Annotated in this window: 21 protein-coding genes; 4 read left to right on the top strand and 17 right to left on the bottom strand. The window is 71.2% G+C overall.

Features of this window, described 5'->3' with window-relative positions:
- Positions 1 to 264: 264 nt before the first annotated feature.
- The gene (locus QWU11_RS36025; protein WP_290118992.1) at positions 265 to 657 is read left to right on the top strand and encodes a DUF3592 domain-containing protein; all 393 of its coding nucleotides are present in this window, start codon (positions 265 to 267) and stop codon (positions 655 to 657) included.
- A 2-nt stretch (positions 658 to 659) separates the two neighbouring features.
- On the opposite strand, the gene QWU11_RS36020 is transcribed toward QWU11_RS36025, so the two are convergent.
- The 13 genes from QWU11_RS36020 to QWU11_RS35960 all read right to left on the bottom strand — a co-directional run bounded on the left by QWU11_RS36020 (position 660) and on the right by QWU11_RS35960 (position 13088).
- A complete protein-coding gene (locus QWU11_RS36020) occupies positions 660 to 1199 on the bottom strand; it encodes an adenine phosphoribosyltransferase (protein WP_290118991.1) in 540 nt (179 codons plus the stop codon).
- 168 nt (positions 1200 to 1367) lie between these two features.
- Positions 1368 to 2558 (bottom strand): protein translocase subunit SecF, encoded by a 1191-nt coding sequence (gene secF / locus QWU11_RS36015; protein ID WP_290118990.1) that lies wholly within the window; start codon positions 2556 to 2558, stop codon positions 1368 to 1370.
- On the bottom strand, positions 2558 to 4324 hold the full coding sequence (secD, locus tag QWU11_RS36010; RefSeq protein WP_290118989.1) for a protein translocase subunit SecD: 1767 nt from the start codon (positions 4322 to 4324) through the stop codon (positions 2558 to 2560). The genes secF and secD overlap by 1 nt, the downstream gene beginning before the upstream one ends.
- Positions 4325 to 4400: 76 nt before the next feature.
- On the bottom strand, positions 4401 to 4970 hold the full coding sequence (yajC, locus tag QWU11_RS36005; protein ID WP_290118988.1) for a preprotein translocase subunit YajC: 570 nt from the start codon (positions 4968 to 4970) through the stop codon (positions 4401 to 4403).
- Positions 4971 to 5124: 154 nt separating this feature from the next.
- Positions 5125 to 6162 carry a Holliday junction branch migration DNA helicase RuvB gene (gene ruvB / locus QWU11_RS36000; protein ID WP_290118987.1) on the bottom strand — a complete coding sequence of 346 codons (1038 nt, stop codon included), beginning with the start codon at positions 6160 to 6162 and terminating at the stop codon, positions 5125 to 5127.
- A gap of 25 nt (positions 6163 to 6187) precedes the next feature.
- Positions 6188 to 6796, bottom strand: coding sequence for a Holliday junction branch migration protein RuvA (gene ruvA / locus QWU11_RS35995; RefSeq protein WP_290118986.1), 609 nt, complete (start codon positions 6794 to 6796; stop codon positions 6188 to 6190).
- A 24-nt stretch (positions 6797 to 6820) separates the two neighbouring features.
- Positions 6821 to 7336, bottom strand: a complete 516-nt coding sequence (ruvC, locus tag QWU11_RS35990; protein ID WP_290118985.1) for a crossover junction endodeoxyribonuclease RuvC — start codon at positions 7334 to 7336, stop codon at positions 6821 to 6823.
- Positions 7337 to 7441: 105 nt separating this feature from the next.
- Positions 7442 to 8584 (bottom strand): GNAT family N-acetyltransferase, encoded by a 1143-nt coding sequence (locus tag QWU11_RS35985; protein WP_290118984.1) that lies wholly within the window; start codon positions 8582 to 8584, stop codon positions 7442 to 7444.
- Positions 8585 to 8656: 72 nt separating this feature from the next.
- Positions 8657 to 9409: a YebC/PmpR family DNA-binding transcriptional regulator gene (locus tag QWU11_RS35980; RefSeq protein ID WP_290118983.1), complete on the bottom strand. Its 753-nt coding sequence runs from the start codon at positions 9407 to 9409 to the stop codon at positions 8657 to 8659.
- 145 nt (positions 9410 to 9554) lie between these two features.
- Positions 9555 to 10160 (bottom strand): pyridoxal 5'-phosphate synthase glutaminase subunit PdxT, encoded by a 606-nt coding sequence (gene pdxT, locus QWU11_RS35975; RefSeq protein WP_290118982.1) that lies wholly within the window; start codon positions 10158 to 10160, stop codon positions 9555 to 9557.
- Positions 10161 to 10241: 81 nt separating this feature from the next.
- On the bottom strand, positions 10242 to 10856 hold the full coding sequence (locus QWU11_RS35970; protein ID WP_290118981.1) for a hypothetical protein: 615 nt from the start codon (positions 10854 to 10856) through the stop codon (positions 10242 to 10244).
- A 161-nt stretch (positions 10857 to 11017) separates the two neighbouring features.
- Entirely contained in the window at positions 11018 to 11947 is a 930-nt protein-coding gene (gene pdxS / locus QWU11_RS35965) for a pyridoxal 5'-phosphate synthase lyase subunit PdxS (protein ID WP_290118980.1), read from the bottom strand.
- Positions 11948 to 12065: 118 nt separating this feature from the next.
- Positions 12066 to 13088: a DUF3048 domain-containing protein gene (locus QWU11_RS35960; RefSeq protein WP_290118979.1), complete on the bottom strand. Its 1023-nt coding sequence runs from the start codon at positions 13086 to 13088 to the stop codon at positions 12066 to 12068.
- 195 nt (positions 13089 to 13283) lie between these two features.
- Between QWU11_RS35960 and QWU11_RS35955 the strand changes: the two genes are divergently transcribed.
- The gene (locus QWU11_RS35955) at positions 13284 to 15284 is read left to right on the top strand and encodes a sugar transferase (protein WP_290118978.1); all 2001 of its coding nucleotides are present in this window, start codon (positions 13284 to 13286) and stop codon (positions 15282 to 15284) included.
- 17 nt (positions 15285 to 15301) lie between these two features.
- Here QWU11_RS35955 and QWU11_RS35950 read toward each other — a convergent pair whose 3' ends face one another.
- From QWU11_RS35950 to pgsA, 4 genes are read right to left on the bottom strand one after another with little or no spacing between them, the layout of a single operon-like run.
- The gene (locus tag QWU11_RS35950) at positions 15302 to 15835 is read right to left on the bottom strand and encodes a hypothetical protein (RefSeq protein WP_290118977.1); all 534 of its coding nucleotides are present in this window, start codon (positions 15833 to 15835) and stop codon (positions 15302 to 15304) included.
- Entirely contained in the window at positions 15832 to 16968 is a 1137-nt protein-coding gene (locus QWU11_RS35945; protein ID WP_290118976.1) for a glycosyltransferase family 4 protein, read from the bottom strand. The genes QWU11_RS35950 and QWU11_RS35945 overlap by 4 nt, the downstream gene beginning before the upstream one ends.
- Before the next feature lie 27 nt (positions 16969 to 16995).
- Complete coding sequence (locus tag QWU11_RS35940; protein WP_290118975.1) at positions 16996 to 17877, bottom strand: phosphatidylinositol mannoside acyltransferase; 882 nt, start codon at positions 17875 to 17877, stop codon at positions 16996 to 16998.
- A 10-nt stretch (positions 17878 to 17887) separates the two neighbouring features.
- Positions 17888 to 18508, bottom strand: a complete 621-nt coding sequence (pgsA, locus tag QWU11_RS35935; protein WP_354670929.1) for a phosphatidylinositol phosphate synthase — start codon at positions 18506 to 18508, stop codon at positions 17888 to 17890.
- Positions 18509 to 18761: 253 nt separating this feature from the next.
- Here pgsA and QWU11_RS35930 point away from each other — a divergent pair, with 253 nt between their 5' ends.
- Positions 18762 to 20903, top strand: coding sequence for an elongation factor G-like protein EF-G2 (locus tag QWU11_RS35930; RefSeq protein ID WP_290118974.1), 2142 nt, complete (start codon positions 18762 to 18764; stop codon positions 20901 to 20903).
- Positions 20904 to 21180: 277 nt separating this feature from the next.
- On the top strand, positions 21181 to 22023 hold the full coding sequence (locus QWU11_RS35925; RefSeq protein WP_290118973.1) for a polysaccharide deacetylase family protein: 843 nt from the start codon (positions 21181 to 21183) through the stop codon (positions 22021 to 22023).
- Positions 22024 to 22693: the final 670 nt, after the last annotated feature.

The raw sequence follows: 22693 nt of genomic DNA, 5'->3' as shown, positions 1-22693 counted from the left end.
GCGTATGGGGTTCGATGCGCGGCGTCAGAGCGGCATCGGACGCCGCGTCGGTTGACACCACCTCACCGGGCACTCAGCCTCCCCATGCCTGCATTGGAAGACCAGTTTAGCGGGCGCGGAATTCCAGTCGGCGCCGATCCGCCATTCCGGCCCGAACCGCAGGAAGCCCGGCGCGGGCCGGGGCCTCCGCCGTACGCGCCGGAACCGGGGGTCCGTCGTCTTCCGGGCTGCCGTACGTGCATGATCAGGTTCATGGTCTTTCTCGTGATCGCCGTGACTCTGATGGCGTTCGCTCTCGTGGGGGTCGCCCGTGCCGGCCGCCGTGAGTTCGCCTACCTCCGCGCACGGCGCACCGGCGCCGAGCTCCAGGCCCAGGTCGTCGACACTCTCGCGAGCCCCTCCCGCCGGGCCGCCGGAACGTACGACGTGACCCCGATCGTCCGCTACCACCTGGGCGAACGCACCTATGAGGCCACCATCGTCAACGCGTCGAGCGTGCCGCAGGAGCGCGGCGACTCGATGACCGTCGTCGTGTCCGAGGACAGCCCGTACGAGCCGTACGACCGCTATCAGGGCATGGGCGCCAAGGCGCGTGGGAGCTTCGCCCTGTTCGCCCTGGCCGTCGTCGTGCTGCTGATGGCGCTCGCCGCGCTCTGACCTCAGACGGTCACCAGGGCGTGGACGTCGAGGTCGCCGACCTTGTCGCGACCGTGCAGGAAGCCCAGCTCCATCAGGACCGAAAACCCGGTCACCTCGGCGCCGGTCCGGCGTACGAGATCGGCGGCGGCACGCGCCGTGCCGCCCGTGGCGAGGACGTCGTCGACGATGAGCACCCGCTCTCCCGGCGCGAAGGCGTCCTGGTGCACCTCGATCGTCTCGGCGCCGTACTCCAGGTCGTAGCTCTCCGCGTAGGTGGCCGCCGGGAGCTTGCCCTTCTTACGGACCGGGACGAACCCGGCGCCGAAATGGTACGCCACCGGGGCGGCGAGGATGAACCCGCGCGCCTCGACGCCGGCCACCTTGTCGATCGTCCCCCTGCCGTAGTGGGCGACGATGGCGTCGACCACGGCCGCGAAGGCGGTGTGGTCGGCGAGGAGCGGAGTGATGTCCTTGAAGACCACGCCCTGCTTGGGGTAGTCGGGGACTTCCCTGATGTGGTCGGTGATCAGCTGCGTCAGGTCGACGGGGCGACTGGTCACGATCCTCCTTGACGGCACTTCGCCGGGCCCGGCGCGATGAGAACTCGGCGCCTCGGGGAGGAAGAACGATCAGTCCCCGGACGCCGCTATGACCGTACACGCTTCGGCGGGCGACACTCCCCTTGTATCGGGGTGTATCGCCCGCCGGACTGCGCAATCGAGAAGAGGTCAGCGCTTCTTCTTGCCGCTGGGCCGGCCACGGGTCCCGGCCTTCCGCGGCTGCTGCCGCGGCCCCTGCTGGACGAGCCGGATGCCGCCGGCGCCGACCGAGGTCGTCTCGCCGGTGTCGTCGTCCCCCGGGACCGTGTCCTGCGGCTCCTCGCCGGCCTCGTCCCCGGTGCCGGTGCCCGGCACCTCGGTGGTCGCCGCCTTGGACCGGCGCTTGGAGCTGGTCGCCTTGGCCTGCACCCGCTTGGCGAGGGTGCGGTATTTGTCCTGGCGCTCCTGCAGGTCGGCCAGGATGGGCGTGGCGATGCAGATCGAGGAGTACGCGCCGGCCAGCATGCCGACGAAGAGGACGAGCGCCAGGTCCTTCAGGGTGCCCGCGCCCAGGATGCCGGCACCGATGAACAGCAGGCCGCCCACGGGCAGCAGGGCGATCACCGAGGTGTTGATCGACCGGACCAGGGTCTGGTTGAGGCCCAGGTTGGCCGCCTGGCTGTAGGTCATGGCGTTCGACGTGGTCAGCGAACGGGTGTTCTCGCGGACCTTGTCGAAGACGACCACGGTGTCGTACAGCGAGTAACCGAGGATCGTCAGCAGGCCGACCACCGAGGACGGCGTCACCTCGAACTGCACGAGGGAGTAGACGCCGATCGTGATCAGGATGTCGTGCGCGAGCGCGATGAGCGCGGCGACCGCCATCCGCCACTCGAAGGCGATGGACAGATAGACCACGATGGCGATCAGGAAGACGACCAGGCCTTCGAGCGCCTTCTTGGAGATGTCCTTACCCCAGCTGGCGCCGACCGTCTGCGGGCTGACGTCGTCGGGCTTGGCGAGCCCGAACTTGGTCTGCACCGACTTCTGGACGGCGGTCACGCCCGCGGAGGTCAGGGTCTCGGTCTGGACGCGCCAGCCGGTGCCGGTCTTCTGGACGATGGGGTCCTCTTTGACGACCCCGGCGTCGGTGACCGCGTTACGGGCGTCCGACGTGGTGGTGCCCGGCTTGCTCGGGAACTGGAAGACCGTGCCGCCCTTGAACTCGACGCCGAAGTTGAGGCCGAGGGTGAGCAGCGAGGCGATGCTGACGACCAGGATGAGGCCGGATACGGCGTACCAGGTCTTCTGCCGCCCCACGAAGTCCAGCGAGATCTCGCCGCGGTGGAGCCGGCCGCCGATGTTGCCCAGGCGTGACATCAGGCCTCCTTGGCACTGGTCGGGCGGACGGTGGTGCGTTTGCCCACACCCAGTGTGCTCGGATCGAGTCCGGACAGCTTGTGGCCGCGACCGAAGAACTTCGTACGGGCCAGCAACGTCACGAGCGGCTTGGTGAAGAAGAACACCACGATCACGTCGATGAGCGTGGTCAGCCCCAGCGTGAACGCGAAGCCCTTGACCCCTCCGATGGCGAACCAGTAGAGCAGCAGCGCGGCGATGAAGGAGACCGCGTCCGCGACGATGATCGTACGCCGGGCGCGGTGCCAGCCGCGTTCGACGGCGGTGCGCAGGCTCCGGCCCTCGCGCACCTCGTCACGTAGTCGTTCGAAGAACACCACGAACGAGTCGGCCGTGATGCCGATCGCGACGATCGCACCCGCGATGCCGGCGAGCGACATCCGGAAGTCGATGAACTTGCCGAGCAGCACGACCGCCTCGTACGTCAGGCAGCCCGCGATGACCAGGCTGGAGATCGCGACGAAGCCGAGCCCGCGGTAGTAGAAGAGGCAGTAGAGCACGACGAGGCCCAGGCCGATCGCGCCCGCGATCAGGCCGGCGGACAGCTGGTCCTTGCCGAGTGTGGCCGAGACCGACTCGATCGAGCTCTGGTTGAACTTCAGCGGCAGCGCGCCGTACTTCAGCACGTTGGCCAGGTCGGTGGAGTCCTGCTGGGTGAACTGCCCCTCGATCTGGGCGTTGCCGGAGGTGATGGCCTCCTTGACGCTCGGCCAGGAGTAGACCGTGCCGTCCAGGACGATGGCGAAGTGGTTGCGCGTGTTGTTCTCGCCCAGCGCCGCGGCCTTCTGGGTGAAGTCGGCGAACGTCTTGGTGGCGGAACCGTTGAGGTCGAGGCTGACGGTCCACTGGACCCGGCCGGACTGCGGGTCCGGCGCGAGCGCCTGCGCCTTGGTGACCTGCTCACCGGAGATCTGCGTCGGGGCGAGGACGAACTTGTAGTCGCTCTTGTGCGTCTTCGGGTCGGGCCGGGCGCAGACCGCGGCCTGCTTGGCCGGGTTGAACGTCTGGCCCTGGCCGACGTCGTTGCCCGTGCAGGTGAGCTTGTCGAACTGCGCCTTGACGGCCGGGTCGACGCCGGTGAAGTCCTCGGCGCCGGCCTGCTGCTGCTGTTGCTGAGCGAGCTGCTGCTCGAGCTGTTGCTGCTGCTCGGGGGTCAGCGACTGCGAGGCGCTCGGCGCCGGGGTGGCCGCCTTGCCCGACCCGGACGGCTTGGGCGTCGGGGCGGTCAGCGCCTTCGCGAGCGCGCGGCCCTTGGGCGACGCGGTCGCCGACGCCTTGGCGGACGGCGACCCGGACGGCTTGGGGGTCTTGGCGCCCTTGGACGCCTTGCCCGTCGGGGTCGGCGTGGGCGTCGGCGTGGCGGCCTGCTGCGGGACGCCGACCGGCTCGGCGACCATGACCTGCCGGAACTCCAGCTTGGCCGTGGTGCCGATGAGCTTGACGACGCGTTCCTGCCCCTGACCGGGCACCTGGACGATGATGACGTTGCTGCCCTGCTTGGTGACCTCGGCCTCGGAGACGCCCAGGCTGTTCACGCGCTCGCGCATGATGTTGATCGCCTGGGACATCTCGGAGTCGCCGATCTTGGCCCCGGCCTTCGTGGGCTCCGCCGTGAGCGTCACGGTGGTGCCCCCGGCCAGGTCCAGAGCCAGCTTGGGCGTCTTTTGGCCCTGCCAGAACATCAGGCCCACCAGGGCTACGGCAATCACGAGCAGCGTGAGCAGCACGCGCCCCGGTCTCGAAACGTTTCTGTTTGGCGGAGCCACGGTCGTCTTTCGTCCTTTGTCTGCGGTCAGGCTCTGGTCAGGCCGAAGGCCTCTTGCCGGACTTGTCTTCGCCTTCGCTCAACGGCGTGTCCTCGGCTTTCTTCCCGGTCGCGCCGGGAAGAGTCTCGGTCTTCGCCTCGACATCGTCCTGCAAGGTCTCCCGGGCCTCCGGGATCTCATCGCGCTCGGCCTCGACACGCTCCGCCTCGGCGGGCTCGAGCTCGGCGGACTTCTTGGACTCCTCGGACTCCTCCGGCTCCTCGCCCTCGGCCTCGGTCTCGTCCTCGATCTCCTCGTCGTCGTGCAGCACCTGGCCGATGGCCTGCTTCACGAAACGGACCTCGACCCCCGGCGCGATCTCGAGGACGATCGCGTCGTCCTCGACGACGACGACCTCGGCGATCATGCCCGCGGTCGTCATGACGCGCTGACCGGGCTCGATCTGCCGTTGCATCTGTTGCTGCTGCTGCTGCCGCCTGCGCTGCGGGCGGAAGAGCAGGAAATAGAAGACGACGCCGATGAGGATCACCGGCAAGAGCGTGACCAGCGGATTGCTCTTCTGAGCAGCGAGCTGGGTGAGCGCTGTTAGTTCTGTGTTGCCCTGCACCGGGGCATCCTTCCGATATGTGTGTTCAGCCCGCCGCCGACGATTCGCGTGCGAAAGGCGTGTCGCCTGACGACGGCGACAAGCTCCGGAGTGTAAAGGAGTTGACGAAACCCCGGCAACGAGGTGACGCCTCAGCACGCCGGGAAGTTCCTCGTCACTCCTCCGTCACTTCGAAAAGCGTACCTTCAACCGTGGGTGGTGGCGTGATTCCGAGGTGCCGCCAGGCCCCCGGCGTCGCGATCCGGCCGCGCGGAGTGCGTGCGATCAGGCCTTTTCGTACCAAGAACGGCTCGGCGACGACCTCGACCGTCTCCGGTTCTTCTCCCACGGACACCGCGAGTGTCGACAGCCCCACCGGCCCGCCGCCGAACTTTCGCAACAGCGCGCGGAGAACCGCGCGGTCAAGTCTGTCAAGGCCCTCGGCGTCGACCTCGTAAAGCGACAGCGCGTCGTGCGCGATCTCCTCGGTGATGACGCCGTCGGCGCGTACTTCGGCGTAGTCGCGTACGCGGCGCAGCAGCCGGTTGGCGATGCGTGGCGTGCCCCGCGAGCGCCGGGCGATCTCGGCGCCGCCGGCCGGCTCCATCCGCACGTCGAGCAGCCGGGCCGAGCGGTCGATGATGCGCTCGAGGTCGGACGGCTCGTAGAAGTCCATGTGCGCGACGAAGCCGAACCGGTCGCGCAGCGGCGCGGGCAGCAGCCCGGCCCGTGTCGTCGCGCCGACCAGGGTGAACGGCGCGATGTCGAGCGGGATCGCGGTGGCGCCCGGCCCCTTGCCGACGACGACGTCGACGCGGAAGTCCTCCATCGCCACGTAGAGCATCTCCTCGGCGGGGCGGGCCATCCGGTGGATCTCGTCCAGGAACAGCACCTCGCCCTCGGACAGCGTGGACAGCACCGCGGCGAGGTCGCCGGCCCGCTCGATCGCCGGGCCGGAGGAGATGCGCAGGGGCATGCCCAGCTCGCTCGAGATGATCATCGCGAGCGTGGTCTTGCCGAGTCCGGGCGGCCCGGACATGAGCAGATGGTCCGGCGGCCGGCCGCGGCGGACGGCGCTGTGCAGGACGAGCGACAGCTGCTCGCGTACGCGGGCCTGGCCGATGAACTCGTCGAGGCGCTTGGGCCGCAGCGCCGCCTCGATGACCTTCTCCTCACCGTCGGCGACGGGTGAGACGAAGCGGTCCTCGGTCACGGGCGGCCTCCGTGGCGTACGGCGGTCATCGGCTCAGCTTCCTCATCGCCATCTTGAGCAGGGCGGCGATGTCGGAGGTGTCCTGGCCGTCGATGTCGGCGGCGACCGCGTCGACCGCCGCGTCGGCGTCGCGGGCGGTCCAGCCGAGGTTGGTCAGCCCGGCGTGCACCTGCGCGCGCCACGCGGCGGCGGCGAAGGACGGCACGGGCGCGTCGTCGTCGCGTCCTTCGAGTGGCAGGCCGAGGCGGTCCTTCAGCTCCAACACGATGCGCTGGGCGCCCTTGCGGCCGATGCCCGGCACCTTCGTCAGGCCGGTGACGTCCTCGGTGGCGACGGCGCGGCGCAGGGCGTTCGGCGAGTGCACGGCGAGCATCGCCAGGGCGAGGCGCGGGCCGACGCCGCTGGCGGTCTGCAGCAGCTCGAAGACCGTCTTCTCGTCGTCGTCGGCGAAGCCGTAAAGCGTGAGGGAGTCCTCGCGGACGACGAGGGAGGTGGCCACGTGCGCGTTGTCACCCACCCGCAGCCCGGCGAGCGTGGCCGGCGTGCACAGGACCGAGAGCCCGACCCCGCCGACCTCGACGACGGCCCCGTCGGGGCCCGCCGAGGCGACCCGGCCGTTGACGAATGCGATCACTCCTGCGTCCCTTCGTGTCTCATGTCAGCGTCCCTGGCGTGTGCGGGCCGCCTGGAGCTTGGCCTGGGCGCCGCCGCGCCACACGTGGCAGATGGCCAGGGCCAGCGCGTCGGCCGCGTCGGCCGGCTTGGGCGCCGCGTCGAGGCGCAGCAGCCGGGTGACCATGGCGGTCACCTGAGCCTTGTCGGCGCGGCCGTTTCCGGTCACCGCCGCCTTGGCCTCGCTCGGGGTGTGCAGGGCGACCGGCAGGCCGCGGCGGGCGCCGCAGGCGATCGCGATCGCGCCCGCCTGCGCGGTGCCCATCACCGTGGAGACGTTGTGCTGGCTGAACACCCGCTCGACCGCGACCGCGTCCGGGCTGGTGGCGTCGAGAAGCTCCTCGATGCCGCGCTCGAGCCCGATCAGCCGTACGCCGATGTCGTCGCCGGGGCTCGTACGGATCACGCCCACGCTCACCAGCCGGAGTGGCTTTCCCGGCGCGCCGTCGACGACGCCGACTCCGCACCTGGTCAGCCCGGGATCGACGCCCAGCACCCGCACGAAGACTCCTCTCGGCCCATGTCCGGCTCCGAACATGTGTTCGCAGCGAGGCTACTCGGCCCGCACGCTCCGCGGCCCGGCTCGGTGCGGCGTGTCGCGGTCAGGTCAGAAGTAATCGAGCATGTACGGCGTCCCGGCGAACACGGCGTCGAGCACCGGGTCGGCCGCCTCGCCGCCGGCGGCGAGGCCCGCGCGGCGCAGCGTCGCGACCGGGACGCCCGCGTACAGGGCGGCGAGGCCGCCGGCCGGCAGGTGTACGGCCTCACGCGCCCCGGAGTCGCGTTCGAGGCGTCCCTCTCCCCCGCCGACCGTCAGCCGCCAGGCGCCCGCGTTGCGCGGGCGCGTCTCGTCCTCGACGACCAGGGAGACCTCCGCCGTGACGCCCTCGGGGAAGCCGCGCGCGGCGACGGCCGCGGGCGCGTCGAGCACCCGCAGCATCCACGTGACGCGGCGGACCTCGTCCTCGGATCGGTCGCGGAGCAGCCACAGCAGCGGGTCGTCCGGCTCGACGCAGGCGCGTACGGTCAGGGCCGTCGAGGACCCGGAGCCGACCACGGCCCACAGCGCCCGTGCGGTCTCGGGCGACCCGGCGACGCAGCGGTGCACGGCCAGCGCCTCGGGGCCGCCGTCCCAGCCGTACGCGAGGAAGCCGTCGTCGGCCAGGTAGGCGAAGACCTTCTCGTCCTCGAGCACCTGGCGCATGAAGGTCTCGCCACGGTCGATCGGGCCGTTGTGGCGCGCCTCGGCGTGCAGCCGCCGCATCAGCGCGGTGACCTCGGCCGCGTCGGCCGGACCCGCGCGGCGTACCTTGACCGGGCCGGCGGCGAGCGTGCGCAGCGGCTCGGGCGGCAGGGTGAGCAGGTGCTGGGCGCCGGCGTGCTCGTAGCCGACCGCGCGGTAGACCGGGGCGGTGGCCGGGAACAGGGCCGACAGCGGCCGGCCCTCCATGAGGTCGAGCAGGGCGGCGGCGAGCCGTCGCCCGACTCCCCGGCCGCGGTCCTCGGGAGAGACGCACACCCCCGCGACGCCGCCCATCGGCACGGGACGGCCGTGCCACCACTGGTCGAGCGCGTGGTAGAAGGCCGAAGCGATGAGGCGGGGGCCGTCGTAGACCCCGAGCATGCGGCCCTCTTCGACGGTCCGCAGCGTCCGCGCCCGCATGTTGTCGCCGCTTTTCGGGCCGAAGGCGCGCACCTGGAGGTCGTGCGCCGCGTCGATGTCGCCGGGGTCGAGTGAACGGATCTCCACAGGCCACGACGCTACGGCATCGGCGTCACGCACGCCTCCCCCGCCCCGGAAGGCGGGGTGAGGCGTCGCGCGTCAGGCGTCGATCTTCTCCATGATCTCGTCGGAGACGTCGAAGTTGGCGAAGACGTTCTGCACGTCGTCGCTGTCCTCCAGGGCCTCCAGCAGGCGGAAGACCTTCTTGGCGTGCTCCTCGTCCAGCGGCACGCTCACGCTGGGCAGGAAGTTGGCCTCGGCGGACTCGTAGTCGACACCGGCCTCCTGCAGCGCCTTGCGCACCGCGACCAGGTCGCCCGCCTCGCTGATCACCTCGAAGGACTCACCGAGGTCGTTGACCTCCTCGGCGCCGGCGTCGAGGACCGCCATCATCACGTCGTCCTCGGTCGTGCCCTCCTTGGGCAGGATGATGACGCCCTTGCGGGCGAACATGTACGAGACGGAGTTGGGGTCGGCGAGGGAGCCGCCGTTGCGGGTCAGCGCGGTGCGTACGTCGGAGGCCGCACGGTTGCGGTTGTCGGTCAGGCACTCGATGAGCACCGCGACGCCGCCGGGCGCGTAGCCCTCGTACATGATCGTCTGCCACTCCGCGCCGCCGGCCTCCTCACCCGCGCCGCGCTTGCGTGCCCGCTCGATGTTGTCGAGGGGAACGGAGTTCTTGCGGGCCTTCTGGATGGCGTCGTAAAGCGTCGGATTGCCGTCCGGGTCGCCGCCGCCGGTGCGGGCCGCCACCTCGATGTTCTTGATGAGCTTGGCGAAGAGCTTGCCCCGCTTCGCGTCAACCGCGGCCTTCTTGTGCTTCGTCGTCGCCCACTTGGAGTGGCCACTCATCTGGTTTGCGGGGCGCGGCCTCGGCCAGCCGAAGCACCTGCGCCCCTTCCTCCTATCTCAGAAAAGTCGTGCTTGCACTGCCGCGGCGTGGGCGCGACGGGAATCCGCCCCGAACGTGGCTCCCCACCCCCGGGGGAGCGAGAGTTCAGGGCGATCCCTTCACCATCGCGAGGAAGTACTCGTGGATGCGCGAGTCGCCGGTGAGCTCGGGATGGAACGACGTCGCGAGGAGATGGCCCTGCCGGACGGCGACGATCCTACCGGCGGAGTCGCCGGTCGCGGCACGGCCGAGCGTCCGCGCCTCCTCGCCCATCGACTCGACCCACGGCGCCCGGATGAAGACGGCGTGAAACGGCGTGTCGAGGCCGTCCATCTCCACGTCGCTCTCGAAGGAGTCGACCTGGCGGCCGAACGCGTTGCGGCGTACGACCATGTCGATGCCACCGATAGTCTCCTGACCTGCGACGCCGTCCATGATGCGGTCGGCCAGCATGATCATCCCGGCGCACGAGCCGTACGCGGGCATGCCCTGCTCGACGCGCTTACGCAGCGGGCCGAGGAGCTCGAACGTGCGGGCGAGCCGCCACATCGTGGTGGACTCACCGCCCGGGATGACCAGAGCGTCGACGCGGTCGAGTTCTTCGGGCCGGCGGACGACCGCCGTGGCGGCGCCGCAGGACTCGAGCACCCGGCGATGCTCACGGACGTCGCCCTGCAGTGCGAGCACACCGACCGTCGGGACAGCAGCCACGGACCAGCCCTTCGCGTTGGGAGTTCCTCTGAGCTTAGTGTCAGTGACAACGCTCCAAGCGCCCGCCGGGCTTCCCTGCGCTCAGCCGATCTTGAACCGGCGCAGCGGGAGTTCGAGCGCGAGGAAGCCGTCCGGAGCGCGCTCGGCGATGTCGCGGCCGAAGAGATGCTCGCGCGCCAGGGCCAGGCCGTACTCCTCGTAGTCGAACGGCAGGGGCACGTCGGACGCGCCGTCGTCGACGGCCTTCCAGAACGGCGCCTCGGCGGGCAGCCGGTCGCCGAGGTCGACGACCACGCCGTCGTCGGCCGTCACGAAGACGTCGCGCCGGGGCCGGTTGTCCTCGTACCAGCGGAACCAGCAGCCGGACACGACGCTGTGGAGCACCAAGACGCCGCAGGAGGCGCCCGGAAGCGCCCCGGCGATCTCGTCGGCGAGCGTGCGCGCCTGGTCGTCGACGCCGAAGAGCCGGCGGTCGCAGGCGACGAGCGCGTGGCCGTACGCGCCGACGAAGAGCTCGTCCTCGTACGGCCACATGGCGAAGTCGAGCACGGTGTCGCCCGTCTCGGCGACCGTGGACCGGGGGTAGAGCCGCCGGGCCAGCGCCGCGGCGGCATCAGGATCTTGGGCCAGCCCGGACCGGAACGCCCGGCCGGGATCCTCCACGCTCGAACACGCCAACGCGACCGACCAACCCATGCGCGTCGTCCCCTCCTGCGGCGTGCGGACGTACCTCGGCGCCGTCGTCTCAGCCGCCGCCCAGAGTAGCCCGCCACTCCCCCGCTGTGGAGAGGAGATCCGACATCAGGCACCGAACCACGCACTGAGTGCGCCTCGTGCCGGGACGGGACACCCGGGAGTTACCAGCCGCGGCCGGCGAGACGGTCGCCCTCGGCCAGCGAGGCCACGTTGATGCCGACCATCGCCTCGCCGAGACCGCGCGAGACCTTGGCGAGGACGTCCGGGTCGTCGTAGAAGGTGGTGGCCTTCACGATCGCCTCGGCGCGCTTGGCCGGGTCGCCGGACTTGAAGATGCCGGAGCCGACGAAGACGCCCTCGGCGCCGAGCTGCATCATCATGGCGGCGTCGGCGGGCGTCGCGATGCCGCCCGCGGTGAACAGCACCACCGGCAGCTTTCCGGCCCGCGCGACCTCCTTGACCAGCTCGTACGGGGCCTGGAGCTCCTTGGCCGCGACGAACAGCTCGTCCTCGGGAAGCGAGCCGAGCCGCCGGATCTCCTGACGGATCTGCCGCATGTGCGTGGTGGCGTTGGACACGTCGCCGGTGCCGGCCTCGCCCTTGGAGCGGATCATCGCCGCGCCCTCGGTGATGCGGCGGAGCGCCTCGCCGAGGCTGGTGGCGCCGCAGACGAAGGGGACGGTGAAGGCCCACTTGTCGATGTGGTTGTCATAGTCGGCCGGGGTCAGCACCTCGGACTCGTCGACGTAGTCGACGCCGAGCGCCTGCAGGACCTGCGCCTCGACGAAGTGGCCGATGCGCGCCTTGGCCATGACCGGGATCGAGACGGCGGCGATGATCCCGTCGATCATGTCCGGGTCGCTCATACGCGACACGCCGCCCTCGGCCCGGATGTCGGCCGGCACGCGCTCCAGGGCCATCACGGCGACGGCTCCGGCGTCCTCAGCGATCTTGGCCTGCTCGGGCGTGACGACATCCATGATCACGCCGCCCTTGAGCATCTCCGCCATGCCCCGCTTGACCCGGGCGGTGCCGGTCTCGGGGACGGCGCTGGACTGGTCGGTGGTGGCATCAGGAGTGGCGGTGGACACGGCGCTACCTCTTCAGAATGTCGATCAAGCGGTCGTCTCCATGGTAGAGCCAGGTAAGGGGCGATTCGCCCCTGCCAATGCGTCAAGAATCAGGTTGTGAACCGACACTGTGACGGGCTCAGGGCGTGGTGGGCTTCCCGTCGTTGACGAGGACGACCCAGACCTGACCCGGGGCGAAGGTCATCGGCCGCCCCGACGCGGTCGTGAAGGTCGTGCCGTCCTTCTCCGAGGCACGGGACCAGCGGGCGTCGTAGGCCTTGCCGTCGCGCAGGACGGTCGCCTTCCCCTTGCCCACCGTCTTGACCAGCGGCGTGTAGTTGCCGAGGAAGTCGTGGAACTGCGAACGGGTCGTGTGGGCCTTCTGGATGACGATCGTCTGGCCGCCGAGCCGGCCACCCTCGGCCGCGCGGTCAGGCGAGCCGTCCTGCGTGACCAGCCAGCGCTTGTCCTTGGCCGACCACCGGAACCGGAGCGAGGCGGCCGGATAGCGGGCGGTGAAGCTCTTGACCGTACGCCCGCCGTCCGGCGCCGGGCCGAAGCGGAAGCCGATGTCGGAGGCCTTCGAGGCGCCGTGCGCGCGGGCGAGGAGCCGTTTCGGCGTGCCGTAGAGGTTGTACGGGGCCGGGTGCGATCCGGCGCGCAGGTAGCCGGTGTTCGAGCGGTCCTGGGACACGTCGAGCAGCGGCGCCTCGGCCACGTAGGGCTTCATCTTGCCCTGTACGCCGGAGTAGGCGAAGGCCGGCCTGCCGAACTGCGGGAGCAGGTGCAGGTCGGAGATGCGGGCGCTGCGCACCGGCCCGACGCGGGCGGGCAGTTTGGAGGAGAAGACGGCCATGATCCGGCTGAGGCCGCCCTCGACCTGCTCGACGTAGACGATGTCGGCCGAACGCAGCCCGAGCTGCGGCTTGGCGGACCGGGTGTTGTCGATCTTCACGGCCAGCACGGGGCCGGGGGTGGCATCGGTACCGGTGAAGGGGTTCGCCGGGGCCGGCACGGTCGGCGTGGCCGACGGAGTCGGGGCCGGCTCGGAGGCCGCCGGGGGCGGCGCCGTGGCGGCCTCTTCCGGCGGGTTGGAGCAGGCCACGAGGGTGGTGCCTGCAAGCGCGGCGGTGACCGCCGGCGCGACGCGTGAACAGCGCACTAGCTGGACCTCCTCGCACAAATCAGACGTTCCGCGTTCGCGAGGCTAGCCGATGCGCGGGACGGCCGGACCGTTCTCGGCGAGGCCGGCAGGCCACACTCCGCTCACCCGTCACAGGGGCCCGGAAGGGGTGTCTCCCGATCGCGGGACGTTAGGGTGCGTGGCTGCTTCGTCCTACAGCGATCAGGGGGTCCGATGCCGGGATTCAGCGTCGTGCCCGAGGTGTGGTCCGGCGCGGGAAAAGGGGTCGGCGCGGCCTCCGGGGACCTGGCGCGCGGCGTGGACGCGTTCTGCCGGGCGGTGACGGCGTGTCCGTTCGGGAGCGATGACCTCGGGAAGGCGCTGTTCGAGGGCGAGGCGGGGGCACCCGGATTCGTCGGACCGCGGGACGACCTGCTGGATGACCTGGTCGCGGCCGTGAACCTGGTACGGGAGATGGGAGCCGGGCTGGCCGACGCCGGGGCCTGGTACGCCGAGGCGGACGGCGTGATCGCGGACGGGCTGGGCGGCCGGCGGCTCGCCGGACCGCGACCGCCCCGAGCACCCGCGCCGTACGCGCTGCCGGAGACCCCCCATGGGTTGCCGTCCACGGTGCCGGCGCCGCCGCTCGTGCGTCAGGCGCAGTGGTTCTTCGAGGCGGTGGGGGTGGGGTGCACCTGGCCCGACGGCGACCTCGACGGCATGAACGCGCTGCGGGACGCCGCGATGGCGATGGGGCGGGTGGCCGACCAGGCGGCCGTGGACGTCGCCGCCTACACCCGGTGGGTGACGACCGGCGGGGCCGGAGCCGCCACGGACGCGTTCGGGTCGGCCGCGCGCGCCGTGTACGGCGAGGACGGGTGGCTGGAGGATCTGCGGCGGCGGTCCGGGCGGCTCGCCGCGTACTGCCAGACGGCGGCCGACGCGACCGTCAAGGCGCGGTGGCACTTCCTGGCCTCGTCGGCGTTCGTGCTGGCTCTGATCTCGGCGGCGAGTGTCCTCGGCCCGCTGTCCGGGGCGGCGTTGACACCGTTGATCCGGCTTGAGGGCCTGGCGTTGCGCGTCACCTTGCGGATCATTCGCGAGGCGGCGCTGGGAACCGCGTTCTCCGGCGGCCTGGACGTCATCGACCAGCTGTTCCGCACCGGCGACGTCGACCTGCGCGAACTGGCCGGAGCGGTGTGGCAGGGAATGGCCGCGGGGGCCATGATGGGCGGCGCGCACGCGAGCCTGCCGTCGCTGCTGCGGCGAGCGCCGGCGCTGACCGGCCTGGCCGACGCGTACGCGTCGCCGGGCTGGAAGAGCGTCGCGCCTCGCCTCGTCATCGACGGGAGCGTGGGGACCGCGACGGTGGCCGCCGCCGGATGGGCCGGCGGCGACGGCTGGGATCTGGAACACGCGGCCGAGACCGGGTTCGGCGTGGCCTTCGGGGCCGAACTGGCCGGAACGGTGTCCGGGGCCGGACTCCGGCGCACCGCGGCGGCGGAGGCGACCGGGCCGTACTGGCTGAACAGCCCCGGGAAGCGGCGGCAGGACATCAAGCTGACCACGGCGCTCCTTCCGATCTGCGGGATTCCGGTCGCCGCCGGCGCGTCGCTGAAGTTCCTCGAGGACAGGCGTACGCCGTTGTTCTCGCAGTGGAGAGTCGGCAAGGACGGCGTCCCGTTCCGGATCCACAAGCTCCGCACCATGACCAGCGCCAGGGGCACGGACGCCAGCCTCGGCTCCGGTGACCCGCGGGCCACCACGGTCGGCAGGGTGCTCCGGAAGTTCACCATCGACGAGCTCCCGCAGCTGGCGAACATCCTCAAGGGGGAGATGTCGCTCGTCGGGCCACGCCCCCTGCTGGCGGGCGACATCGAGACCATGGCCCGTGTCCTGGGCCCCTCCCGGTTCGGGGAGTGGTACGAGGCCTACACGGGCACCCGGCCGGGGCTGATCAGCATGTTCGGCAACGAGAGCGTCGGCCTCGCCCCGCAGAGCGACGCGTACCTGCGACGGCGGGCCGAGCTGGACATCGAGTACTTCCACCACGCGAGCCCCGCGCTCGACAGGAAGATCGTGAAGGAGACGCTGGACGTCGGTCTGTCGTTCGTCAGGGACCGTTCGCACGGCGGCGCCGCAGGGGCCGGACATGTCTACGTCTGGCCCCCCGGGTCACACGACCACAAGGCGACGCCGCCCGTTCCGCGGGAACGACCGGATTCCCCGGAGTGATCGTCGGTGGGGCGCCGTCAGGTCTCCGGAGGGGCGTCGTCGATCTCGAAGAACTCCGGTAGCGGGGCCCGGCCGGACAGCGGCAGGACGCGTGGCAGCAGTTTGCGCCGGGCCGCGCGGGTCGCCGTCACCGCGTTGTTGTAGAAGCTCCGGGCGTAGGAGACCTTCCGTACCGCGGCGTCCAGGTCCTCCATCAGCGCCGGGCCGTCCTGGCGGGCCGCGAGCGTGGCCCGGAAGTCCGGCTGGTCGACCACCGCGCGCAGGGCCCGGGACAGGTCGCTCTCGGCGAACTCCCGGTTGTCGCCGTCGGCGATGCGCGCCTCGTGGGCGGCCGCGGCGAGGAGCAGGCTCGTGGCCGGGTCGAGCTGGCGGGAGGCGGCGAGTTCGAGGGCGACCGCCGCACGCCTGACCAGGGCGGCGTCCAGGCCCGCGCGGGCGGTCTCCAGCCGCACGTGCAGCCGGTCCAGCCGGGTGGCGCGCCAGGAGACGTAGACGCCCAGGAGGATCAGGACGGCGACCAGCAGCGCGATGTTGAGGATGAGCTCGATCATGGACGGCTCTGGGAGATCTCGACCACGCCGGTGTCGCCCGCGACGGTCTCGTAGACGCGGACCACGTCGCGGGCGACCGTGGACCAGTCGTAGGCGCGTACGGCCGCCCTGGCCTCGTCGGAGAGCTGCTTGCGGCGCGGGGCGTCGTCCAGCAGCTCGGCCGCGGCGGCGGCCAGCGCCGCCGCGTCGCCGACCGGGAACAGCGCGCCCGCGCGGCCGCCGAGCAGCACGCGGTTGAAGGCCGGAATGTCGCTGGCCAGGATCGGCGCGCCGGCCGACATCGCCTCGGCGAGCACGATCCCGAAGCTCTCGCCGCCGGTGTTGGGGGCGACGAAGACGTCCACCGAGTGCAGCGCGCGTACTTTGTCGGCCTCGCTCACCAGGCCCAGGTTGACCACGCGCTCGCGCAGCTCCGGGGAGATCTTGGCGCGGATCTCGTCGGCGTCGCCCGGCCCGGCCAGCAGGAGCCGCAGGCCGGGGCGTTCGCGGCCGAGGGTCTCGAAGGCGCGCAGCAGCACCGGCAGGCCCTTGCGCTGCTCGTCCATCCGGCCGAGGAAGCCGAGCGCGCCGTCGTCGCCGGGCCAGCCGTGCAGCGGCGTCGCCATGGCGTACCGCTCGGTCGTGACGCCGTTGGGGATGAGCACGGCGTCTCCCCCGAGGTGCTCGACCAGCGTCTTGCGCGCCTTCTCCGACACGGCGATCCGGGCGGTGATCTTCTCCAGGGCGCTCTGCAGGATCGGGCCGGCCGCCGACAGGGCGCGCGAGCGTTCGAAGGAGGCGTGGAAGGTCGCGACGATCGGGCCGTCGGCGGCCCAGCACGCGAGCACGCCCAGCGACGGCGAGGCCGGCTCGTGCACGTGCAGCACGTCGAACCGCCCCTCGCGGATCCAGCGGCGTACGCGGCTCGCGGACAGGAACCCGAAGGACAGGCGCGCCACCGAGCCGTTGTAGGGCACCGGCACCGCACGTCCCGCCGACACGACGTACGGCGGCAGCGGCGCGTCGTCGTCGGCCGGGGCGATGACCGAGACCTCGTGCCCGAAGGCGAGCAGCGCCTCGGTCAGGTCGCGGACGTGCGACTGCACGCCGCCGGGAACGTCCCATGTGTAGGGGCAGACGATGCCGATCCTCACTGGCCGCTCGCTCTTCTCATGTCGCTGTCACAGATCTTCCACCCAGACGCGCTGGAGCATGTGCCAGTCTTCCGGGTGGGCGGCGACACCCTGGGCGAAGGTGTGCGCCAGGGACTGCGTCATCGCGTGGATCCTGTCGTCGCGAGCGCCTTCACCGGGCACCGGGATCTCGTCGTGGACCCGGACGCACCAGTCGTCTCCTTCGTACCACAGGGTGACCGGCCGCAGCGCGGCACCGGTGCGCAGAGCCAGCGCCGCCGGCCCGGCCGGCATCTTGGCGGTGCGGCCGAAGAACTCGACCTCGACGCCGGTCGCGGTGAGGTCGCGGTCGGCGACGAGGCAGACCAGCCGGGCGTCGGCCAGCCGCTCGGTCAGCGTGCCGAACACGTCGCCGCCGCCGGAGGCGGGCAGCACCTCCATGCCCAGGCCGGCGCGGTAGGCGACGAAGCGGTCGTAGAGCGACTCGGGCTTGAGGCGCTCCATGACGGTCGTGAAGGGTGTGCCGGACAGCGCGATCCAGGCGCCGGCGTGGTCCCAGTTGCCCATGTGGGGCAGCGCGGCGATCACGCCGCGGCCGTCGTCGAGGTCCTTGTAGAGGGCGTCGACGCCGGTGATGTGCATGCCGGACAGGATCCGCTCGCGGCCCATCGACGGCAGCCGGAAGGACTCCAGCCAGTAGCGGAGGTAGGAGCGCATGCCCCGGCGGCTCAGCTCGCGCAGCTCCTCCTCCGAGGGCCCGTCGCCGACCACGCGCCGGAGGTTGGACTCCAGGCGGCGTACGCCGCGGCCCCGGCGATGCCAGGCGCGGTCGGCGATGAGCATGAAGATCTCGCGGGCCACGGGCTCGGGCATGTGGCGGACGGCCGACCAGCCCAGGGCGTAGGCGTAGTCGGCCATCTCGTCTCTCACGCGCGCGCTCTCATGAGAGGTCTCCGGCCTCCACGTGACGCCGTACGACGATGTAGCGCTGCACCACGGTGATAGCGCTGGCGATCGAGAGGATCCAGAGCCCGGCGGCGAGGACGTACGGGACGCCGAGTCCGGCCAGGCCGATGGCGACCAGGCTCACGATGAGCCGCTCCCCGCGCTCGGCGAGGCCGATCGTGGCGTTGATCCCCATGCCCTCGGCGCGCGCCCGGGCGTACGACACCAGCACCCCGGAGATGAGGCAGAACAGCGCGAGGCAGACCAGGAGCATGTCGTTGTGGTCCTTGCCCGCGTATCGCAGGATCAGCCCGGAGAAGATCGCGGCGTCGGAGACGCGGTCCATGTTGGAGTCGAGGAACGCGCCGAAGCGGCTCGTCTTCCCGGTCACCCGCGCCACGGCCCCATCGAACAGGTCGAAGAAGACGAAGACCGTGATGACGACCGTCCCCCAGAAGAACTCACCGAAGGGGTAGAAGCCGAGCGCGCCGGCGACGCATCCGAGCGTGCCGATGATCGTGACCGTGTTGGGTGTCACGCCGGTACGGGCCAGTGCGTGCGCGACCGGCGAGGTGGCCTTTGAGAGCGCCGGCCGTAGTTGGTTGAGCATTCCCATCCTTGTAATCGTGATCCGGTTGCGTTGGTGACATCCGTCAAAGGACCCGCAACCCCGTTTCCGCCCGTTACCGTGACCGATCCCCCCGGCGGGCCAATCGTAGTGCGTGGCGTCGGCGCAGGTGGGAAGGGCAGAACCGAGGAGGACTCGAGCGTTTGCTTGTCACCCCCTTGTGATATGTGGCCAAGACCGTAAGGGTGGTGACCACGGGTGTGGCGCCCGTCACACCCAGGTCCTCAGTGGAGGTGGGCGCGTGGCGGATAAGACAGGTCCCCAAGGAGCCGCCGGCAGGGCACCATCGGTCGACCAACCCGAGAAGATACGCAATATCGCGTTGGTCGGCCATTCCGGGGCGGGGAAGACGACTCTCGTCGAGGCGCTGCTCGCTGCGACCGGTACGATCCAGCGGCCCGGTCGCGTCGAGGACGGCTCGACGGTCAGTGACTACGACGAAGTCGAGATGCGCCAGCAACGCTCGGTGAACCTCTCGGTCTCGTCCTTCGCCCACTCGGGCGTCAAGGTCAACCTGCTGGACACTCCCGGGTACGCCGACTTCGTCGGCGACCTGCGTGCCGGGCTGCGCGCGGCGGACGCGGCGCTGTTCGTGGTCTCGGCGGTGGACGGCATCGACGGCGTCACCCGGATGCTGTGGGACGAGTGCGCCGCGGTCGGCATGCCGCGCGCGGTCGTCATCACCAAGATCGACCAGCAGCGGGGCGACTTCGACGAGGTGCTTACCGAGTGCCAGGACGCCTTCGGCGACGGCGTTCTCCCGTGCTACTTCCCGTGTGAGACCGGGCTGATCGCGCTGCTGTCGCAGAAGTGCCTCGACTACTCCTCCGGCGATCGCGCCGAGCGCGACCCGGACCAGCAGTTCCTGGACCGCCTGTCCGAGCAGCGCGGCGCTCTCATCGAGGGGATCATCCAGGAGAGCGAGGACGAGACCCTCATGGACCGCTACCTGTCCGGTGAGGAGATCGAGGTCAAGTCCCTCATCGAGGACCTGGAGAAGGCGGTCGCGCGCGGCAGCTTCTACCCGGTGCTCACCACGTCGGTGCCGCACGGTGACAACCCCGGCCCGGTGATCGGCATGCTCGAGGTGCTCGAGGTGATCACCCAGGCCTTCCCGTCGCCGCTGGAGCACGGCATCCCCGCGGTCACCGGCACCGACGGAAGGTCCGCCAGGGAGCTGACCTGCGATCCGGACGGGCCACTGGTGGCCGAGGTCGTCAAGACCACCTCCGACCCGTACGTCGGGCGCATCTCGCTGGTACGGGTCTTCAGCGGCACACTGACGCCGGACGCCACGGTGCACGTGTCCGGGCACGGCCTGGAGGACCGTGGCCATGAGGACCACGACATCGACGAGCGCGTCGGCGCGCTGACCTCGCCGCTGGGCAAGCTCCAGCGGACGATGTCCTCCTGCCTGGCGGGCGACATCTGCGCGGTCGCCAAGCTGACCCATGCCGAGACCGGCGACACGATCTCGGCGAAGGAGGATCCGCTGCTGATGGCGCCGTGGTCGATGCCGGACCCGCTGCTGCCGACGGCGATCCAGGCCAAGTCGAAGGCCGACGAGGACAAGCTCTCCCAGGCGCTGGCCCGGCTGGTGGCCGAGGACCCGACCCTGCGGCTGGAGAACAACTCCGAGACGCGCCAGCTCGTGCTGTGGAACATGGGCGAGGCGCACGCCGACGTGCTGCTCGAGCGGCTGAGCAGCCGCTACGGCGTCGAGGTCGAGACCGTGACGCTGCGGGTGCCGCTGAGGGAGACGTTCGGCGGGACCGCGCGGGGCCTCGGCCGGCACGTCAAACAGAGCGGCGGACACGGCCAGTACGCCATCTGCCACGTCGAGGTGGAGCCGCTGCCCTCGGGCTCGGGCTTCGAGTTCAACGACAAGATCGTCGGTGGTGTCGTGCCCCGGCAGTTCATCCCGTCGGTCGAGAAGGGCGTACGCGTCCAGATGGAGCGCGGCGTGCTCGCCGGCTACCCGATGGTCGACGTGAGGGTCACGCTGTACGACGGCAAGGCGCACTCGGTGGACTCCTCCGACATGGCGTTCCAGACCGCCGGGCAGCTCGGCCTGAAGGACGCGGCGGCCAAGACGAAGGTCCTGCTGCTGGAACCGGTCGACGAGGTCGCGGTGCTGGTCGCCGACGACTACGTCGGCGCGGTGATGTCGGACCTGTCCTCACGGCGCGGCCGCGTGCTGGGCAGCGAGGCGATCGCGGGCGGCCGGTCCCTGATCAAGGCGGAGGTGCCACAGCTGGAGATCACGCGGTACGCGATCGACCTGCGCTCGATGTCGCACGGCACGGGAACGTTCAACCGCACCTTCCTGCGGTACGAACCGCTGCCCGCGCAACTGGCCGAGAAGGTCACCGCCGACTCGTAGGACCCGCGGTCGCGCCGGCCCCGCTGCTCCCTTGGGGGGAGGCGGGGCCGGCGCGTCTCGTCCTCGCGGCGCCCGCATGATCCTCCTGGGGGATGACGAAGCGTTAACCCGCGGTTTGCGATGATCGGAGCATGAGCGAGACGGGGGCTCGGGACGAGCGCAGGCGGGCGAGAGAGCGCTCCGGGGGGCCGGGTGAACGCGGCTCAGGCCGAGCGTACGGCAGGCCCGCAGCGGCGCCGTACGGGGCGCGCAGGGCGGTTTCAGTGGGCGAGTGGCGATGACGGAGCGAGAGAAGGCGTCGCGGCGCTCGATCCTGCGGGCGCTGACCGCCGGGGGCGCCGGGACGGTGGCGGGCCTGGCGACCGGCGGGCTGGGCACGCTGGGCGGCGTCGTGGCGGGCGGGCTGCTGGACGACGCCGACGCGATGCCGGAGACGCCGGTCTCGGCGCCGGGCGTCCCGACCGAGGGCCCGTGGCGTCCCGCTCCGGCGCACGTCGACGTCTCGTGGGCGGTCGACACCTCCCAGAAGCTGGTCGCCCTGACCTTCGACGACGGTCCGATGCCGAACTGGACCCCGATGGCGCACGACATCCTCGACGAGGCCAAGATCCCGGCGACGTTCTTCCTCGTCGGGCAGCGGGTGCGGAAGAACGCCCGGCTGATCCACGGCCGCATGGACCGGCACGCGGTCGGCAACCACACCTGGGGCCACAGCGACCTGTCCCGCATGACACACGAGCAGTCGCTGCAGGCGATGTACCGCGCCCACGCCGCGATCTTCGAGGTGACCGGCAAGGAGCCGCAGCTGCTGCGCCCACCGTTCGGCAACATCGGAGGGGCGACGCTGAGCGCGGCGGGCCAGCTCGGCTACCACGTGGTGCTGTGGTCGCTGAAGATGCGCGAGGCCTACCTCGGCCATCCGCCGAGCCGGCTCGTCGACTACATCGTCGACTCGTGCGAGCCCGGGACCATCCTGCTGGCCCACGACACGGGTCATCGGGACCGGCTCGTGGCACTGCGGGGCCTGCCCGCGATGATCCGCGGCCTGCGCGCCCGCGGGTTCGAGTTCGTCACCGTCCCGGACCTGCTCGCCGCCACCGCGGCGAAGTCCAAGGCCTGACGCCCGCGACCGGCCGCTGCTCTCAGGGGGGCGACTCACTCAGGGCGGTCAGCGGTGAGAAGGCGCTGACGATCAGCTGGGGAGACGCCGGCCGCCGAGTCGGAGCGGTCAGCGGCCGGAAAGCGGGTGACGGTCGGCCAGGTGGACACAGGCGAACTGACCGCAGATGGGATCCCTGCAACACCCGTCGCCGGCTGGTGGCACTGCGGGGCCGCCCGCGATGATCCGCGACCTGCCCCCGGGATCCGGTTCGTCACCGTCCCGGACCTTCGCGCCGCCACGGCGGCGAAGTCCAACGCCCGACGCCCCGTGACCGGCCGGCGGCTCACGGCGGGTGAGGGGCGGGCAGGCGGCGGGCAGGCGGCGAGGATCGGCCGGGTAGACGCCGGCGGCCGACCGCCGGGTCAGGGCGGGTAAACGGAGGAAGGGCGGTGACGGTCGGCCAGGTCGACGCGGGCGGACTGGCGGCAGGCGGACCGGGCCCCTACGACCCCAGCCACCATGGCCGTTCATCCGCGGCCCGCAACCGGCGGCCGGTGGCCCGTGCCCGCAGCCGCAGCCGCAGCCGCAGCCGGCGACCCGCAACCCGTGGCCGGTTGCCCGCAACCCGTGACCGTGGCCGGTTGCCCGCGACCCGTGACCCGTGGCCGGTGACCCAAGACCGATGACG

The sequence above is a fragment of the Actinomadura sp. DC4 genome, from assembly GCF_030406325.1.
Taxonomy (GTDB): Bacteria; Actinomycetota; Actinomycetes; order Streptosporangiales; family Streptosporangiaceae; genus Actinoallomurus.
Note: the sequence above shows the minus strand (reverse complement) of the source record. Positions and strands in the feature narration are given on the sequence as shown.

Excerpts from the sequence above, each read along its gene's own strand:
- secF (WP_290118990.1), bottom strand. The coding sequence starts at position 2,558 with ATGTCACGCCTGGGCAACATCGGCGGCCGGCTCCACCGCGGCGAGATC.
- QWU11_RS35980 (WP_290118983.1), bottom strand. The coding sequence starts at position 9,409 with ATGAGTGGCCACTCCAAGTGGGCGACGACGAAGCACAAGAAGGCCGCG.
- QWU11_RS35970 (WP_290118981.1), bottom strand. The coding sequence starts at position 10,856 with ATGGGTTGGTCGGTCGCGTTGGCGTGTTCGAGCGTGGAGGATCCCGGC.
- QWU11_RS35955 (WP_290118978.1), top strand. The coding sequence starts at position 13,284 with ATGCCGGGATTCAGCGTCGTGCCCGAGGTGTGGTCCGGCGCGGGAAAA.
- QWU11_RS35950 (WP_290118977.1), bottom strand. The coding sequence starts at position 15,835 with ATGATCGAGCTCATCCTCAACATCGCGCTGCTGGTCGCCGTCCTGATC.
- pgsA (WP_354670929.1), bottom strand. The coding sequence starts at position 18,508 with ATGGGAATGCTCAACCAACTACGGCCGGCGCTCTCAAAGGCCACCTCG.
- QWU11_RS35925 (WP_290118973.1), top strand. The coding sequence starts at position 21,181 with ATGACGGAGCGAGAGAAGGCGTCGCGGCGCTCGATCCTGCGGGCGCTG.